Source organism: Sorangium sp. So ce385, from assembly GCF_051474135.1.
Lineage (GTDB): Bacteria > Myxococcota_A > Polyangia > Polyangiales > Polyangiaceae > Sorangium > Sorangium cellulosum_D.
This window is the reverse complement of sequence record NZ_CP150337.1, coordinates 8,590,517-8,606,978: the sequence shown is the minus strand read 5'-3', so window position 1 is coordinate 8,606,978 and position 16,462 is coordinate 8,590,517. Positions and strand designations below refer to the sequence as shown.

The window sequence follows — 16,462 nt, the reverse complement described above, 5'->3', positions numbered from 1 at the left end:
CTCTGGCCCGTTCAGCTGCACACCGCATGCCGAGCGAGCGCGGGCCGCTTGAACGGACCGTGAAGGGCGACGTAGAGCTGCGGTGTAGCGATTTGTCGCAGCGTGGCAACGCTGCCTCCACCGTGCAATCGCGATCGCGGCGGTTCGAGGCGGAGCGTGCCGGACATCCCGCGGAAAATGGGGGGAGCGGACTCGGCGGCATGCCCTGTGCCGTGCGACGCCGCGCACAAGATGGATGAGCCCGTCGCGCCTCGCTGCGTCACGGCCTGATCCCGCCGCGCTCGCCGGGCGCGGCGGGGTGTTCGGTGCCCCAGGGGGCTTGGCCTGACGGCGCGCGGCGCTGGTCGAAGGAGCAGACCCATGCAGAACTCGAACTTTGAATCGCTCGGCGCCCGGCTGGGGCTCCCGACGGATGGCGTATGGCAGTGGGTGATCGTCGCGGCGAGCGTTCCGGTCGGCTTCGCGCTCGCCCGGCTGGCCGTGGGCCTGTTCCGGCGCGCCGGCTCGCTCGTCGTGCGACGGACGGCGACGCCATGGGACGAAAAAACACTCGACGCGGCAATTGGCCCCGTGACGCTTTGTCTCGGGATCATCCTGACCGCCGGCCTCGCCAAGATGACGCGGCTCGGGCAGGAGCTCGTGGCGGATCTGCGATCGCTGCTCTCGGCGCTGTTCATCGGCGGCGTGGCGTGGCTGCTCATGCGCCTCGTCGGGATCCTCACCGAGGTGCTGGACGCGCGCGCCCTGCGGCACCTCGAGGAGGGGAGCGAGTCGTCCCGCGGGCTGCGCACGCAGGCCCGCGTGCTCGAGCGGGTCGCGCGGGTGGTCATCGTGATCGTGGCGGGCGCGCTCGTGCTCCTCAACTTCGAGACGGTGAGGAACGTCGGCGTGTCGCTCCTGGCCTCCGCCGGCATCGCGGGCGTCGTGCTCGGCCTGGCGGCGCAGAAGCCGGTGGGCGCGATCCTGTCGGGCCTCCACATCCTGTTCACCCGGCCGATCGATCTCGGCGACAAGGTCGTGGTGGACGGTGAGTTCGGGACGATCGAGGAGATCCGGCTGACCCACGTGGTCATGAAGATCTGGGACGAGCGGCGGCTCATCGTCCCCACCGCGCGGCTCCTCGATCAGTCGTTCCAGAACTGGACGAAACACGGATCGGAGAAGCTCGGCACCGTCGAGATCTACGTGGATTACCGCACGCCGGTCGACGCCGTGCGGCGGCACTTCGAGTCCATCCTCCCGAACAGCGAGCTCTGGGACAGGCGGGTAAAGGCCGTCCAGGTCACGAACGTGACAGAGCGCACGATCGAGGTGCGTTTTCTCGTCTCTGCCCGCGATTCTGGGCAGCTGTTCGATCTGAGGTGCTGGGTTCGCGAGGAGATGCTCCGGTGGGTCCAGGAGCTCGACGAGGGGATGTTCCTGCCGCAGGAGCGCTTCTCGCGGGCGGCTCCGGTCGCCGAGGCGGTCGAGCGGCGTGGTCCAGCATCGGGTCGGGCGCGGCGGGCTGGAGCGGTCGACGGGGTGGCCGATGTGAAGTCGTGACGGTGCGCGCCCGCTACGTAGCGGAACGCCACACCGCGACGCCGAGGCTGGGGCGATGGACGTCGGCGCGCTCTTCCGGCGCGTCACCGTCGCGTGCGCGTCCCGCCTCGCTCCTGTCGACGCGATGACACCTTCGAAGCGCGGAACAGGCCTCCACGCCTGTCCGCGCGCGCCGTCGCGCGCAGGCGCCCGCCCGCTGCGGCGGGGTCGTGCCGCTCGCCGGCAAGCGCAGGAAAGCGGCATGTGATTTGCAGCGAAAACAGAAAGATCCGGCACTTGGCCCGTCAGCCGTCGACCGCGCGACGAGGTTTCGCCACGCCCCTGGGGGAGAGGGGGCGTGGCAGGTCGTAACTGCCCCGACCGCTCTGTGCAGCTGCCTGCGCGGAGTCCAGGAGCAACGCGCCATGAATTGGGTCATCAGGATCACGCGGGTTGGCGGAATCGATGTTGTTGCGCACGCGGCGTTCGGCCTGCTCATCCCGATCGGGGCGCTCCAGTGGGGGGCGCGGCACGGCGGGGGCGGCGCGCTCTTCGGGTGCGCGCTGGGGGCGGCGTTGCTCGGGTGCGTGGCGCTGCAGGCGCTCGTCCACGGGCTCGTGGCGCGGCAGCTCGGCCTGCGGGTGAGCGAGGTGCTGCTCTCGCCGATCGGGGCGATCGCGAGGCGCTCGCGGCCGGACGCGGGGTGGGCGCAGGGCGGGGTGCTCGGCCTGGCGGCGAACTTCGCGCTGGCGGTGATCGTCTTCCTGGCCGTGGGGGCCCAGCACGGGGCGGGGGAGCTCCGGTGGGCGTCCGTGCTTCAGGCCGTCGACGCGCCGTCGCGCGATACGGCGGTCGTGTGGATCGCCAGCGCGAACCTGGGGATCGCGATGCTCGGCCTGTTGCCCGCGCTGCCGCTCGAGGGGGGGCGGGTGCTGCGCGAGGCGCTCTCGCCGCTCACCGGCACCTGGCTCGCGACGTCGCTGGCGGCGACGCTCGGGCAGGCGATGGCGGCCGTGCTGTTCTTCATCGCCCTGATCGGCGGTCAGCTCTTCATCGCGCTGCTGTCGGCCCTGCTGTTCGTCGGGGCACGGCGGGAGTGGAGCGCGGCGCAGGCGGTGAGGGCGCCCGTGGCGTCGTGCGAGGCGCGTCGGCTCGAGGGCCGGGCGGTCCAGCTGTGGCCCGGCGAGCTCGTGGGCGATGCGGCGCGGCGCATCCTGGCGAGCCACGAGCCCGATTTCCCGGTGGTCTACGAGGATCGCGTGATTGGGATCGTGACGCGCACGGACGTGATGCGCGCGCTGGCCGCCGGCGAGGAGGGGGCGTTCATCGCGTGGATCATGCGCTGCGACGTGCCGCGGGTGGCGGCGGACGTGTCGCTCGACGAGGTGGGGCGGAAGATGGTCGAGAAGAACACGCCGGTGGTCGCGGTGTTCGACGGGGAGAGCTACCTGGGGCTCGTGAAGCACTCGGATATCGCGGGGGCGCTCACCCGGGGGCGCGGGGGGAGGCTCGGGAGGATCCGGCTGGCGGCGGCGCAGGCGGGGTAGGCCAGAGGGCTTTGCCGGGCTGAACGGCCCCCTGAGGGGGTGTTGGTGGGGCGGCCCGGCGCGGGGGCCCCGCCGAACTCGCCCTGGATGTTACCCCTCCGGCGCAAGCGCCGGAGAGGTAACATCCAGGGCTCAGACATCGGCCCATCCCCCGCGCCGGGCCGCCCCACCAACACCCCCTCAGGGGGCCTGGGGTGATCGGCGGAGTCGCTCGCGGGCCGAGCTCCAGGAGCTGCCCACCAGCACTTTTTGTCGGGGATTGCGGTTGAGCTGCGAGCCGCGCCTCGCGTCGCGGCGAACGAAAACGCCCCGCCCACCGGAGACGGGGGGCGGGGCGTCGGGGATTGTCCCTGAGAGGCGGAGCCTCAATCGTTTCGCACGAAATTGAGCTTGAAGGAGACCACGAGCACCAGCGCGTCCTGACTGATACGCCGCTTGCCCCAGGCGACCCCGATGTGCAGCCCCTCGATCGGCTCGAGGTTGGAGGGGAGACCTACGGTGTGCGTGAGCGTCTTCGTGAAATTCCACTCAGGCTTCTTGTTCGCAAGCGCTGAGTTGACGGCCCTCATGATGGTATGGTCGATGATCGAGGGGATGCCGCGGATGTCGGCCTCCTCGAGCTCGACGTTGAACGCGAGGACGTTCCCCTTGTTCCTCTCGATGATCTCCGGGGTGATCATCACCCTGAGCTCGTCGAGCTTGATGGTGGGGTTCACGCCAACGATGGACCACTTCAGCTCCGCGGGACAGGTGACGCGCAGGCCCATGTCCTCGACCAAGGTGATCTCGGTCGCCTTGCCGAGGTAGAGCCAGCGGTCGGTCTTCTCATCGTCGTCCAGGTGGATCTTCACAGGGAGGAACTCGCCCAAGACCTGGGCGAGATCCTCCCGCGTGATGATGGCTTCGAGCCACACGGCTGCCGCCTCAGCTCAGGTGGTGACCGCTCTCGCCGCCCTGGGCTCGCCCGCCCTCCATGCCGTAATGCGAGTTCCCGGTCTCGGAGGAGACCGCGCCCTTCACCGCGTCCACCGCGCCGCCGACCTTGTCGTGGACCGTGCGCTCGGCCTGCTCGACCCCGCGCGTCGCCTGGCGCTTCAGGCCGTCGAGGCGGTTCAGGATGTCACGGCGCAGCGCCTCGCCGGACGTCGGCGAGAGCAGCATGGCCACGCCCGCGCCGACCGCGACGCCGGCGCCGAAGAACGCGAGCGTCGTGAGCGGGCTCCGCTTGCGCGCGAGGCCGACCCAGCCGAGCACGTCGTCGAAGCCGAGCGCCCCGATGGTCGCCGCGATCCCGGCGACCGCCTTCGCGACGTCGAACGCCGTCGTCTTGGCCGTGGTCGCGGCGACGCCCGCCCCGGCAGCCGCCGACTCGTACACACCCTTCGCAGTCCCCACCGCGTCATTCAGTCTCGTCATGGCTCTTGTCTCCTTGTGACGGACATGACGTCCGCCGGTTCGTGAGGGGATGCATTGCAGGCCCCGGACCAACCAGCAGACCGCGCTGTACGGCCCGCTTGTCCCCGGCAGCCGCACCCCCTCACCGTGACGCCTCCGTGACGAAATGCCACATCTGTCGTGCCGCGCCTCGCGCGCCCGCACGCCCAGGCCGCGCGCCCCGCGAGCCCCCCGAGGCCCGCACGCCGTCCGCCGCGCTGCCGCGCCAGCCCGCCGCGCCCGTCGCAAACGGAAGATGGTCTATCGGGAAACGTGACCAGGAAGGTAGAGCCCCCGCCGCCCTTGATCCATGTCCGCCAAGCGGGGCACGCCCTTGATCCACGCCCGCCGAGCGGGGCACGCCCTTGATCCACGCCCGCCGAGCGGGGCACGCCCGCACAGGAGACGGGCCCAGATCGGCGTTTTCGGCGCGCAGGCGTACTCCAGTACGCCGAGCACCGAAAACGTCGAGATGGGCCCGTATCCGCAGCGGGCGCGCCCCGCTCAACGGGCGTGCTCCGCTCAACGGGGGGCGTGGGTGATGCCGATGAGCACGACGTCGACCCGGCGGTCGTAGCCGTAGGAGTACATCGGCTGATTGCCGACCGCCTCGGACGCGCCCGTCGCGCGCACCGTGACGCGGTCCGCAGGGATGCCCTCCTTCACGAGGATCTCCTTCACCCGCGTGGCGCGGCGAAGCGAGAGATCCTGATTGTAGGCCTGCGCACCTCGCGGATCGGCCCGGCCGATGAGCTCTATCCTCGCGTCCTTGAGGTTGGAGGTGACCAGACAGTCGACGATCGCGCGGAGCTCCAGGTGGTCCTGGGGCAGCGGCTCGGACGAGTCGAAGGCGAAGTTCGTCTTGGGCAGCCGGCAGACATCGGCGATGTCGTCGCCGAGGGTGAGCCGGATGAACCGATCTTCACCTTCCCGCAGATCGGGCCAATCGACCTTGTAGACCCCATCGGGGCCCGGGTTGGGCAACCTCGGCTCGGCCCGCGCCTGCTCCACGGGCGGGGCCGCTGCGCACGCGGAGAGCAGTGAAATCGCAAGCGCGCCCAGGCACAGCCTGGGCAGATGGACTACCGACGGCATGAGAACCCTCCTTTCGAGGTCGCGGCCCGAGAGGTAACGACACGGCGCCGAAGAAGGAGCGGTGCCTTCCTCGTCCCGCCATCCCCGGCGCGCATCGTCTCGAGCCGCCTGTTGTACCGCGGTGGGGTCTTCAAACTCCGTGCCGAGCCGGGAGCCGCGGCGCGCGGCCGAGAGGGGCGCCCTCGGGCCGCGCGCGGCGCTGCGTCACGCGCGGGCCGCGGGACCCGGCCGGATCAGCTGGGCGAGGAGGGCTCCCTGGCCTCGAGCTTCGGCCAGGTGAACCGGAAGGTGGCGCCGGCGCCGACGGCGGACTCGACCCACGCGCGCGCGCCCTTGCTCTGGACGATCTTCTGCACGACCGACAGGCCGATGCCCGTGCCCTCGACCTTGTCGCGCGCCTTCAGCGTCTGGAAGATGCCCCAGATCCGGTCGTGGTACTCGGGCGCGATGCCCGACCCGTTGTCCGAGACCGAGAACTCCCAGAACGGGCCGGCGTCCCGCGCGCTGATCCGGACCTCCGGATCGGCGCGCCCCGCGTGCTTCAGCGCGTTGCTGATGAGGTTCAGGAACGTCTGCTGGAGCGGCGCGCGCTCGGTGACCAGGACGGGCATGTCGGGGGCGATCTCCACCCGCGTCTCGGGCGGGGGCGCGAGCAGCTCGACGATCTCCCGGAGGAGCTTGCCGACGTCGATCGCCTCGGGCTTCTCCCGGACACGGCCCGCCCGCGAGTAGCTCAGGATGCCGTCGATGAGGTTCTCGAGCCGGTGGACGCGCCCGCGGAGCAGATCGAGCTGCTTCCGGCTCTCCGCCGTCATCTTGTCGTTCAGGTCCTCCTCGATCCACTGCGAGAGGTTGGCGATACCGCGGAGCGGCGCCTTGAGGTCGTGGCTCGTGACGTACGCGAACTGATCGAGCTCCTTGTTGCTGCGCTCCAGCGCCTGCACGAGCCGCTGCCGCTCCTCCTCGGCGCGCTTCTGATCGTCGATGTCCGTGTACGTGCCGAACCACCGGACGATGCGGCCCGACCCGTCGCGCGCCGCGACCGCCCGGCCGATGAACCAGCGGTAGACCCCGTCGGCGCGCCGGAGCCGGCACTGGCTCTCGTACGGCTCGCCCGTGCGCAGCGCCTGCCGCCACGTCTCGATCGCCCGCTCGTGCTCCTCGGGGTGGATGATCCGGCTCCAGCCCTCGCCCCCCGTGTCCTCGGCGGTGAGCCCGGTGTAGTCGTACCAGCGCTGGTTGAAGTACTCGTGGTGGCCGTCCGGGCGGTTGGTCCACACGAGCTGCGGCATCGTCTCGGCGAGCAGCCGGAACTGCGCCTCGCTGTGCTTCAGCTCCTCCGCGAGGGTCTCGACCTCCTTGCGGACCGTGACCTCGCGCTCGAAGAGCAGCGCGTTGTCGACGCTGAGGGCGGCGCGCCGGGCGAGCTCCTCGGCGAACTGCACGTCGGCCTTCGTGTAGCGCCGGCCCGACTCCGCGTGCGCGAGCGTGATCGCGCCGAGGACGCGCCCGCGCGCCGCCAGCGGCACGACCAGGTACGACCGCAGGCCGAGATCGCGCGCCATCCGGAGGTGCTCCTCGTCCCGCGCGTTCTCGACGAGCAGCGAGTCCGGGATGTCGGAGGACCACTCGGTCTCGCCGGTCCGGAGCACCTTCGGCACCCCGCGGCTCGCGGCGGGGTCCACGGGGTACTTCTCCTCGATCTGCCGGACGAGCGTCACCTTCTCGGGGTCGGTGTGCTGGACGGCGACGCGCTGGATGGCGCCGTCCTGCGCCTGGATGTCCACCGCGCACCAGTCGGCGAGGAGCGGGACGACGAGCCGGGCGAGCTGCCCGAGCGTCTCGCGGAAATCGAGCGAGGACGAGAGGATCTCCCCCGCGCCCGCGAGGAGGCTGACGTTGGCCTCGGCGCGCTTGCGCTCGCTGATGTCGAGCACGTAGGTGAGGTTGCGCTTCTGCGTCTCGATGCGGGCGGAGCCGACGAGGACCGCCACGCGCTTGCCGTCCTTGCGGATGTACTCCTTCTCGAACTGCTTCGTGGCCCCGCGGAGGCTCAGCTCGTTCACCGCGTCGTGGTGCACGTGCTCGTACTCCGGCGGGGAGAGCTGCTGCCAGGTGAGCAAGCCCGCCTTGATGTCCTCGCGGGTGTAGCCGACCATCGAGAGGAAGCAGTCGTTCGCCTCGAGCACGCGCCCTTCGTAGTCGCTGAAGAGCAGGCCCATCATGCTGGTGTCCATGATGCGCCGGAACACCTCGTCGCTCGCCTGCCGCTCGAGCTCGCGGAGCGCCGCCTCCTGCCGCTTGATCTGCTCGGCCCTGCGGTGCAGCTCGACGAAGACGGCCACCTTGGCGCGGAGGATGTCGGGATTGAACGGCTTGACGACATAATCGACCGCGCCCTCGCGGTAGCCGCGATACAGTCGATCCTCGTCCTCCGGCAGCCCCGAGATGAAGATAATCGGCGTGTGCCTCGCGCGATCGAGCCCCCTCACGCGCGCGGCCGTCTCGAAGCCGTCGATACCGCGCATCTTCACGTCCATGAGGATCAGCGCGAACTCCTCGCGGCTCAGGTGCTCGAGCGCCTCCTCGCCCGATTGCGCGGTGACGAGCCGCTGCCGCAGCGGATCGAGCACGGCCTCGAGGGCGAGGAGGTTGGGGCGGTGATCGTCGACGAGCAGAATGCTCGCGACGGGCTCGGACGGCGTCGTGGGAAGGGGGGCGCCAGGCTGGAGAGGGGCCTTCATCTCGTAAGGGCTCTGCCCTGGCCTTCGGTCGGGCATAACGATGACGGTTAACGGCGCGCGGACCGTCTGGCAAGCGAAAGCGGCGCTCGCACGGCCGCGCCGGAGGGTCGAACGTTGGTTCACCGGCCGCGCGGTCGCTGGCCGCGGCGCTGCACAGACCGGGCGCCTCGGGGGTCTCGCGCCGCATGCCTTGTACGACTTGCACCACGTTGTGGCGATCCGTCACGCGCGGCGAGCGGAGCGGACAGCGCCGAGGGGCGCCGCGCCGCGGCGGCGGGCCGCGCGTGGCTGGCATGGCGCCTGCTGGATGCCTCGCCGAGGGAGCACCTATGCGATTCGGACTCAAGCTGGCTTCGTTCGCCTTCGCGCTCGCGGGCGCGCTCGCGAGCGCGCCGTCGCCGGCGAACGCGGGCGACGGGGCGGGGCTCTTCGCGCTCCCGCCGGGCCGGCCCGACGCTTCGGTGCGCGCCGCGATGCCGGCGCCGGAGCCGCCCGCGACGTCTCGAGGGACGTTCGTGGCGCTGCTCGAGCGAACGATGCTGGCCGCCTTCGCGCCGCCGCCGGCGGAGGTGCGCGTCGCGCCGCTCGTGAGCCAGGGCGGCGGCGGCGGGCTCCGCCTGGTGCTTCCCGTGTGCGAGGATGGCTGTTCGCGCTACGCGACCCGCGGGGTCCTCCTCGTCACCCCGAGGACGCCCGACTCGCCGATGGCCTGGCTCGCCGCGGTGAGCAACGGCAGCGCGCGCTCGCCCGAGGGGCCGCCCGGCCTCGCGGCCCTGCGGGAAGAGGCCCGCAGCGCCCGCGCGAAGGTGCCTCAGGAAGAGGAGAGCGCGCTGCCCGAGTAGGCGCGAATGCGCGCGAGGCGGCGAGCGCGCGCCGGCGGGAAGCCCGCCTGTCGCCCGCGACCGCCGAGCTGGCCTGAGGGCGAGGGGCCGAGTCGGCGGAGCACGGATGTCGCGCGACGGCGGCAGACGGGGCACCACCTTTCGGGAGAACGGAGTCGGCGCGCGCGGCGGCTCACGGCGAGACGGCGGCGGACGTGACCGCGTCGTGCAGGGCGCGGAACATCGCCGCGAGCTTCTCCGGCTGGTAGCTGGCGTTGAGCCCGCTCGGGTTCGGCAGCACCCAGAGCCTCGTCGCGTCGAGCGTCTCCGGCTGCGGGCCGGGCGCGGCGTGGGGCCTGCCGAACGCGCTCCGGTAGGCGCCGATCCCGAGCACGGCGAGGAAGCGGGGGCGGTAGCGCCGCACCTTGGCCGCGAGCCGCGCTCCGCCGGCGGCGAGCTCGTCGGCCGAGAGCTCGTCGGCCGACGCGGTCGCCCGCTCGACCACGTTGGTGATCCCGTAACCGAGCTTCAGCAGCTCGCGCTCCTCGAACGGAGAGAGCACGCGATCGGTGAACCCGCCGGCGTGCAGCGCCGGCCAGAACCGGTTGCCCGGGCGGGCGAAGTTGTGCCCGACGGCGGCCGTGTAGAGGCCCGGGTTGATGCCGCAGAAGAGGACGCGGAGGTCGGGGGCGATGACGTCCGGCACCGTCTTGCCGGCGGCGGCGAGGATCTCTTCGCGGGTGGGCCTTCGAGGTCGGTGAGGGGTGGGCACGGGCTTTCGGGGCGAGCGCGGGGCGCGGCGGGGCGCAGCTTACGACGGCGGCGCGAGGGGAGAGCGCGGCTGTCGGCGGGAGGAGGTGAATCGGCGCTGGACGGGGACGGTACAGCGGATACCGTCGTGCTTTCCCCGATGCTGGCGCGCTCGCTCGGTCTGCTCACGGCGCTGCTCGCGGCCGCCTGCGCGCGCGCGCCCGAGCCGGCCCCCGCGCGGGGCGCTGCGGGGCCCGCCCGGCCGGCGCGCGTGGCGCGCGCTGCGGGCGAAGGTGTGTCGCGCGTGCCGGGCGCGCCGGGCGCGTGGGGCGCCCTGGTCGCGGCCGGCGCCGGGCCCCGCTACGTCCACGGGCTCGCGGACGTGTTCCGCGTGACGCACGGCGGGCCGGACGCGGCCGTGGTGGATCGCGTCGTCGCGGCGGGCGCGCGGCTCGAGCTCGGCGGGGGCGGGCGCGTCGTCGCGGCGGCGTGGGAGCCCGATCTGTGGGCGTCGGGCGATCCCGTCGTCGGGTCGCTCGCGATCGCGCCCCACCTCGGCGGGGGCTTCCTCCACTGGACCCGGCGCCGGGCGTTCCGGTCGCGCGGCTTCACGGGGCCGCTCGCGGAGGTGGCGCTCGGCGGCGGCGCCCGCGCGGTGCGGGGCGCCAGGAACGGCCTGGGCGGCGTCGTGATCTTCACGGAGCAGGGGCCGCGCGTGCTCCCGCCGGGCGAGGACCGCGGCCGGGCGCCCGAGGCGCCGGCGATCCACGATCTCGCCGCGCTCGACGCGGAGCGGGCGGTGCGCCTCGACGTCTTCGGCCGCGCGGCGACGACCGCGGACGGCGGCAGGACGTGGACCGACGCGGGCCGGAGGATCGGGCTCGGCGCGCGCGGCCTCGGCGCCGCGCCGGACGGGCTCTGGCTCGCCACGGCGCTCGGGCGCGTGGCCGTGCTGCCGGACGGCTCGCTCGGCCGCCCCGACGGCGATCTCCGCGCGACGCCGGCGGCCGGCGCGTTCCAGCTGCTCTTCGCGGGCGGCCGGGCCGGCGAGCGCGAGGCGCTGGCCCTCGAGGAGCGCGCGCAGCTCGCGCCGCTCGAGGCGGCCGTCTCGGCCGGCGCGCTCCTGCCCGACGGGACCGCGCTCGGGGTGTTCGAGGGCGGGGTCGCGCGGATCGACGCGCGCACGGGCGCGACGCGCGAGCGGCTCGCCGGCTGGCTCCCGGACGGGCTGGACTGCGCGCCGATGCGCGCGGAGGACGGGCTGCTCTTCCTGTGCGCGTGGGACGACTACGAGGGCTACGGCAGCTACGTGCTGCGCTCGGAGCGCGGCGAGGCGCCGCGGGTGGAGCGCGCCTTCAGCGACGAGGGGTTCTTCGCGGCCGACGACGGCGGCGCGGTCGGCTACGTCGGCGGCTGCGCGGCGTCGCCGCGGCTCGTGGGCGACGAGGAGCGCGATCGCCGCTACGGCGAGGTCGTGGTCCACCCGCGGATCTGCGTGCGGCGCGGCCCGGGCGCGTGGGTGGAGCGCGCGATCGAGCTCGGCGAGGCGGAGTCGCTGGTCGGCTGGGCGCCGCGCCGGGACGGGAGCGCGGTCGCGCTGCTGCAGGGCGAGGGCGGCGCGCTGCCGGCGCCGGTCGGCGCGCGGCTCTGGCGCGACGAGGGGGGCGCGCGGGTCGTGCAGCTCGGGGCGCGCCCGGCTGGCTGGTACTGGACGCCGCCTCCGCGCGACGGGGCGCGGGTGCTCGTCGACCGGCGCTTCCGCGCGCGCGAGGACGGCGGGGTCGACGGGTGGCTGTCGTCGATCGAGTGGCCCGATCCCGTGGGGCAGGCGAGCCTCGGCGTCACGATCGCGGCGGACGGGGCGATCTCGCCGCACGCCTTGCCGCCGGAGCCGGCGGGGATGGTGGTGACCGGCGATCACGGCGTGCTCGTCACGCGCGGCGCGGAGCTCCACGAGACGCTCGATCACGGCCGGACGTGGCGCGCCGCGGGGCGCTCGCCGCTGACGCCGTCGTCGTTCCAGGGCGCCTGCTCGGCGCTCGGCTGCGCGCTGGTCGGCGTGGTGCGGCTCGGCTGGGGCGCGGGCGAGCCGTCGCCGGCCGTCGCCGCCGCGCCGGCGCCCGGATGCGCGGGAGCGGAGGCGGGCGGGGCGGGCGCGGCGGCGCGCCCGGGCGGCGGCCGGCCGCAGGAGGCGGCGGGGCTGCCGGTGCTGTCGTGCGCGCCGGTCGGCCTGCCGGCGCCGCTGCCGGACGCGGCGCCCGCGGCGGGATCGGAGCGGTGGACCGTGGCGACGCCGTACGGCGATACGCTGGAGATCGTCGCCGACGCGCCGGAGCCCGAGCGCGCTGCGGGGCCGGACGACGGCGCGCCGCCGCCGCCGTCCGACGAGGCGCCGCCGGAGGGCGCGGCGCCGGGGAAGGGCGGCGGCACGCGGGGGCGAGGCGGCCCGAGGGCCGCGGCGCTCCGGACGCACAGCGCGGTGGTTCGCCTGCCGTTCGATCTGCGCGGCGAGGCGCTGCGGCTGAACGCGACCGAGCTCGCGCCCGGCGGCAGGCGCGGCGCGCAGCGGGCCGCCGCGGTGCCGCTGCTCGCGCCGGGCGGCGAGGCCGCGCTGCTCGTCGTCGCCGAGGCGGGCGAGCTGCTGCTCGGCCCCGAGGGCGCGCGGGCGCTCCCCGCGCTCGATCCGCGCCGGAGCCCCGTGGACGGGTCCGCGGGGCGGGCCCCTGGTCTCCTGCTCGGCCCGGGCCGCGCCCTCGTGCTCGGCGAGCACCGGCGCCGCGCGGCCATCGAGGAGCACGGGCCGGAGCCCCGGCAGCCCGCGCGCGTCGTGGGGCTCGATCGCGAGGAGCTGCGGGGCCGGATGGCGCTCGCCCGGCGCGACGACGGTGAGGCCGGCGTGCTGGTGCTCGACGGCCCCGCGCCCGAGACCGCGGGGGCCGCGGCGCTCGATCGCCTGGCCGGGACGGCGGGCGAGGTGGCCGCGCTGGCGCCCTGGTCGACGCTGACCGCCGCGAGCGACGCGCGCTGCCGCGCCATGCGGGGCGCGTGGCGCGCGCTCGTGGCGCTCGATCCGGAGCGCGCGCTGCGCCTCGATCGGGGGGCGCTGCCCGCGATCGCGCTCGGCAACCAGGGCATCGCGGCGGTGCGCTGGGGGCGCGAGCGCGTGTGCCTGGAGGCGCTGCACCTCGCGGTCGCCGACTCGAGGCGGCGGGGCGAGGCGGCGGCGGACGCGGCGCTGATCGCGCGGTGGACGGCGCCGCGGGGGCAGGGGGGCGGGGCGGGCGGCGGCGAAGGGGTGCTGCGGACCGCGTCGATGATGCAGCGGCTCTCGTGCGCCGCGAGCGCCGCGGGCGCCGCGAGCGCCGCGAGCGCCGCGAGCGCCCAGTCGAGCGACGAGTGACGCCGCGCGCCCTCGGCCGGCTCTCGCTCCTCGCCGCGCCGGCGCTCGCGGCCTGCGGCGCGGCCGAGCCGGCGCCCGCGCCGCCCGGCGCGCCGGAGCCGCCGCGCCGCGCCCCCGCCGTCGTCGCGCTCGGCCCTGCCCGGTACGTCGCGCAGGCGGCGCAGGGGCTCGTCGAGCGCGTGGTCGTCGACGGCGAGGAGATCGACAGGGCCGTGGTGAGCGGACGGCGCGTCGAGCTGCACGGCCTCGCGCGGATCGCGCCGCTCGGCGCCGGCGGCCCGGAGCTCGCCGGAGGCGCGGCGTTCCCGGCCTGGGCGCAGGCCGGGCCGCGCTACGTGTTCTGGAGCGGCGGCGACATCTACACGGCGACCACCTTCGCCGGGGAGCTCCAGGCGCGCGCGACCTTGCCGGGCAGCGTCGCCGCCGTGTTCCCGTGGCTCGACGGCGTCGGCCTGATCACGTCGGCCGGGAGCTTCGCCGTCCAGGGCGCGACCGGCGCGCTGCGGCCGCTCGGCCTGCCGTCCCTCGTCACGGCCGTGGCGGCCAGCGACCGCCGCGCGCTCGGCCTGACCGTCTTCGGGCGCGCGCTCCTCACGCTGGACGCGGGCGCCTCCTACCGCGACGTCACCGCGGAGGTCGGCGGCGCGATCGCGCTCGAGGTCCGCGGCGAGGAGATCGTCGTCTCGCTCCGCGGCGGCCTCGAGCGCGCCGTCGACGCGGGCGGGCGCCTCGGCGCGCCCCGCGCCCCGCGCGCGCGGCCGCCGGCCGACGCCTACGCCGCGTGGCTCCCCGGCGCCCCCTTCGAAAAGCTCGCGGACGCCGTCGCCTCGGGCCTGCCGCTCGACGACGGCGGCGCCGTGCTCGCCGCGGACGGCGGCGCCGGCCGCGTCGATCTCGCGACCGGCCGCACCTCGTCCGTCGCGCCGCTCCCGCCCGGCAGCGGCGCCTGCGCGCCGTTCCGCGCGAGCGACGCGCTGCTCGCCGTCTGCGCCGGCCCCGATCGCGCGAGCGTTGTGGACCTCGCGAGCGACGCGCGGGGGCCGCGCGCGCTCCGGCTGGAGCGCGCGTTCGAGCTCCGGCCCGAGCCGGAGCGGGAGGGCGGCCGCTTCGTCGGCGTCGACGGCGAGGCGCTCGGTTACCTCGGGCCGTGCGAGGGGCTGCCGAGGCCGCGGCTCGACCTCGGCGCGATCGCGCGCGCGGCGTTCGCCGGCGGCGCGGCGCCCGAGAGCCCGGTGCTCTGCGTGAGGCGCGGGCCGGGCGTCTGGGTCGAGCACCGCCTCGATCCAGAGGACGCGACCGACGTGATCGCCTGGATCCCGCGCGCCGGCGGGGGCGCGGTCGCCCTGGTCGCGCGCCCTGGCGCGTTCCTGCCGGACCGCGAGCGCGTCGAGGTGCGCGGCGCGCTGCGCGTCGTGCGGTTCGCGCGCAGCGAGCCGCCGCTCCACCTGCCCTCGTACGGCGAAGGGCGGCCCGGGCTGCTCTCGCGCGCGCTCGCCGCGCACGCGGACGGCGCCGTCGAGGGCTGGCTCCCCGCGCAGGGCGCGGTCGGCCTCGCGCCGATCGCGATCGACGCGGCCGGCCGGCTGCGCCGCCTCCCGCTGCCGGCGCGCGCGAGCTCGCTCGAGGCGTCGGGCCCGTTCGCGCTCGTCGAGACGGAGGACGGCAAGCTCTTCGAGACGATCGATCGGGGGAGGCGGTGGACGCCGGTCGCGCCGCCGCCGGGCGGCGCGGCGGCGCGGCTCTCGGGCTGCTCCGCGGTGGGGTGCCGCCTCGGCCCGTTCCTCCGGATCGGGTGGGCGTCGGCCGCGAGCGGCGGCGGGGCGCGCGCGGCGTCGACGCCCGACGCGGCCGCGGAGGAGCCGCCCCCGCGGCGCGGGCGCGACGCGCCGCCGCGGCCGCCGCGGCCGCCGCCCGTCGCGCGGCTCGCGTGCCGCTTCGCGGGGCCGATCGCCGCCGCGCGCGTGCCGGAGTCGCAAGGGTTCGGCGCGGTGGCCGCGCCGCCCCTGCGCGCGGCGAGCCCGCTGCGGCTCGGCACCCTCGGGGTGCTGACGCTGCCGCCCGCTGGCGGCGCGCTGCCGGCGGCCCTCGCCGACGCGGAGCTCGCCTGGATCGCCCCGCTCGATCTGCGCGCCGAGATCCGCCGCGCGAGCGTGCAGGTCGCGGGCGCCGAGCTCTCGCAGCTCGCGTACCGGCCCTACGAGGCGCAGGTCGGGCTCGCGATCGATCGCGACGGCCGCGTGGCGCCGGTCGCGGTCGGCCCGAAGGAGGCGTGCCTCGCCGGCCTGCTGGACGCCGCGCGCGTGACGCGGCCGATCGGCGGCTGCGCCCCCCAGCCCTCGGTCGGCGTTGATCTCGGCGATCGCGCGGTGTTCCTGAGCCCTCGGTACGACGGCCTCGCGGTGAGCGCGGTCGATCTGCGCGGAAAGGCCGGGGCGACGCGCGGCGCGCCGGCGAGCGCGCGGCCGTCGTCCGTCAGCGGGGCGCTGCGGGAGCTCTCCGTGCAGCGCGCCGCGCCGATGGCGGGGCCGCAGGCGCGCTTCGCCTTCGGCGCAGGCGCGCGCGGGGGCGCGCCGGTCGTGGTGGCGGTCGCCGGCGACGGCGGCGCGGTGCTCTCGCCGGTCGATCCCGAGCTCGGCGAGCTGGGGCCCGAGGAGGCGCTCGCGCCGCTCGGCGAGCTCGCCGCGGGCAGCGCGGCGTCGTGCGCCCCGCGCCGCGGGGAGGCGCGCGTGGTCCTGCCGTTCGACACGGAGATCGGCCTCGCGCCCGGCGCGCTGCCGGGGATCGCCGAGGCCGGGACGGCGGGCGTCGCGGTGATCCGGTGGTCGCGCGATCGCGCGTGCCTCGACGCCGTGGAGCTCAACGTGCGGGACGAGCGCTACGAGGCCGACCTCGGCTTCTACGAGCCGCCCGGCGTCGTGAAGAAGCTCGTCGCGCGCTTCGCGGGGCCGCCGCCCGCCGCCCTCGCCGCGCGCGGCGAGCCGGCGCGGGAAGCTGGCGGCGGCACGCTCGTGCTCGTCCAGCCCGGCCAGGAGGTGCGGCAGCCGGTGCAGTGCACGGCGGTCGTGCGGGGGCGCTGAGGCGATCGTGCGCTGAGGCGGGCGCGCGGCGCCCGGCGGAGCAGCGCCTTGGCGAGAGCGCAGGGCGGTGGTC

Annotated in this window: 10 protein-coding genes; 5 read left to right on the top strand and 5 right to left on the bottom strand. The window is 75.4% G+C overall.

The features are described from left to right. Positions 1 to 360: 360 nt before the first annotated feature. Complete coding sequence (locus WME83_RS31300; RefSeq protein WP_437313368.1) at positions 361 to 1,542, top strand: mechanosensitive ion channel family protein; 1,182 nt, start codon at positions 361 to 363, stop codon at positions 1,540 to 1,542. A gap of 404 nt (positions 1,543 to 1,946) precedes the next feature. Then, on the top strand, positions 1,947 to 3,068 hold the full coding sequence (locus tag WME83_RS31295; protein ID WP_437313367.1) for a CBS domain-containing protein: 1,122 nt from the start codon (positions 1,947 to 1,949) through the stop codon (positions 3,066 to 3,068). Between the two features lie 365 nt (positions 3,069 to 3,433). Here the strand turns inward: WME83_RS31295 and WME83_RS31290 are convergent, their stop codons facing one another. From WME83_RS31290 to WME83_RS31275, 4 genes are all read right to left on the bottom strand, one after another. Further along, the gene (locus tag WME83_RS31290) at positions 3,434 to 3,982 is read right to left on the bottom strand and encodes a hypothetical protein (protein WP_129577679.1); all 549 of its coding nucleotides are present in this window, start codon (positions 3,980 to 3,982) and stop codon (positions 3,434 to 3,436) included. A gap of 10 nt (positions 3,983 to 3,992) precedes the next feature. Beyond that, positions 3,993 to 4,484 carry a YtxH domain-containing protein gene (locus tag WME83_RS31285; RefSeq protein WP_044986310.1) on the bottom strand — a complete coding sequence of 164 codons (492 nt, stop codon included), beginning with the start codon at positions 4,482 to 4,484 and terminating at the stop codon, positions 3,993 to 3,995. A gap of 540 nt (positions 4,485 to 5,024) precedes the next feature. Further along, complete coding sequence (locus tag WME83_RS31280; RefSeq protein WP_437313366.1) at positions 5,025 to 5,597, bottom strand: OmpA family protein; 573 nt, start codon at positions 5,595 to 5,597, stop codon at positions 5,025 to 5,027. A gap of 233 nt (positions 5,598 to 5,830) precedes the next feature. Further along, positions 5,831 to 8,341 (bottom strand): PAS domain S-box protein, encoded by a 2,511-nt coding sequence (locus tag WME83_RS31275; RefSeq protein ID WP_437313365.1) that lies wholly within the window; start codon positions 8,339 to 8,341, stop codon positions 5,831 to 5,833. 329 nt (positions 8,342 to 8,670) lie between these two features. On the opposite strand from WME83_RS31275, the gene WME83_RS31270 reads away from it, so the two are divergent. Then, positions 8,671 to 9,183, top strand: a complete 513-nt coding sequence (locus tag WME83_RS31270) for a hypothetical protein (RefSeq protein WP_437313364.1) — start codon at positions 8,671 to 8,673, stop codon at positions 9,181 to 9,183. Positions 9,184 to 9,355: 172 nt separating this feature from the next. Here WME83_RS31270 and mug read toward each other — a convergent pair whose 3' ends face one another. Next, complete coding sequence (gene mug / locus WME83_RS31265; protein ID WP_437322070.1) at positions 9,356 to 9,868, bottom strand: G/U mismatch-specific DNA glycosylase; 513 nt, start codon at positions 9,866 to 9,868, stop codon at positions 9,356 to 9,358. 192 nt (positions 9,869 to 10,060) lie between these two features. Here mug and WME83_RS31260 point away from each other — a divergent pair, with 192 nt between their 5' ends. Together WME83_RS31260 and WME83_RS31255 are read left to right on the top strand one after the other, a co-directional pair. Continuing rightward, entirely contained in the window at positions 10,061 to 13,312 is a 3,252-nt protein-coding gene (locus WME83_RS31260) for a hypothetical protein (RefSeq protein WP_437313363.1), read from the top strand. Further along, entirely contained in the window at positions 13,309 to 16,389 is a 3,081-nt protein-coding gene (locus WME83_RS31255; protein ID WP_437313362.1) for a hypothetical protein, read from the top strand. Before WME83_RS31260 ends, WME83_RS31255 begins: the two co-directional genes overlap by 4 nt. Positions 16,390 to 16,462: the final 73 nt, after the last annotated feature.

Bases quoted from the DNA above. Each gene is read 5' to 3' on its own strand.
- WME83_RS31300 (WP_437313368.1), top strand. From the start codon at position 361: ATGCAGAACTCGAACTTTGAATCGCTCGGCGCCCGGCTGGGGCTCCCG.
- WME83_RS31295 (WP_437313367.1), top strand. From the start codon at position 1,947: ATGAATTGGGTCATCAGGATCACGCGGGTTGGCGGAATCGATGTTGTT.
- WME83_RS31285 (WP_044986310.1), bottom strand. From the start codon at position 4,484: ATGACGAGACTGAATGACGCGGTGGGGACTGCGAAGGGTGTGTACGAG.
- WME83_RS31280 (WP_437313366.1), bottom strand. From the start codon at position 5,597: ATGCCGTCGGTAGTCCATCTGCCCAGGCTGTGCCTGGGCGCGCTTGCG.
- WME83_RS31275 (WP_437313365.1), bottom strand. From the start codon at position 8,341: ATGAAGGCCCCTCTCCAGCCTGGCGCCCCCCTTCCCACGACGCCGTCC.
- WME83_RS31270 (WP_437313364.1), top strand. From the start codon at position 8,671: ATGCGATTCGGACTCAAGCTGGCTTCGTTCGCCTTCGCGCTCGCGGGC.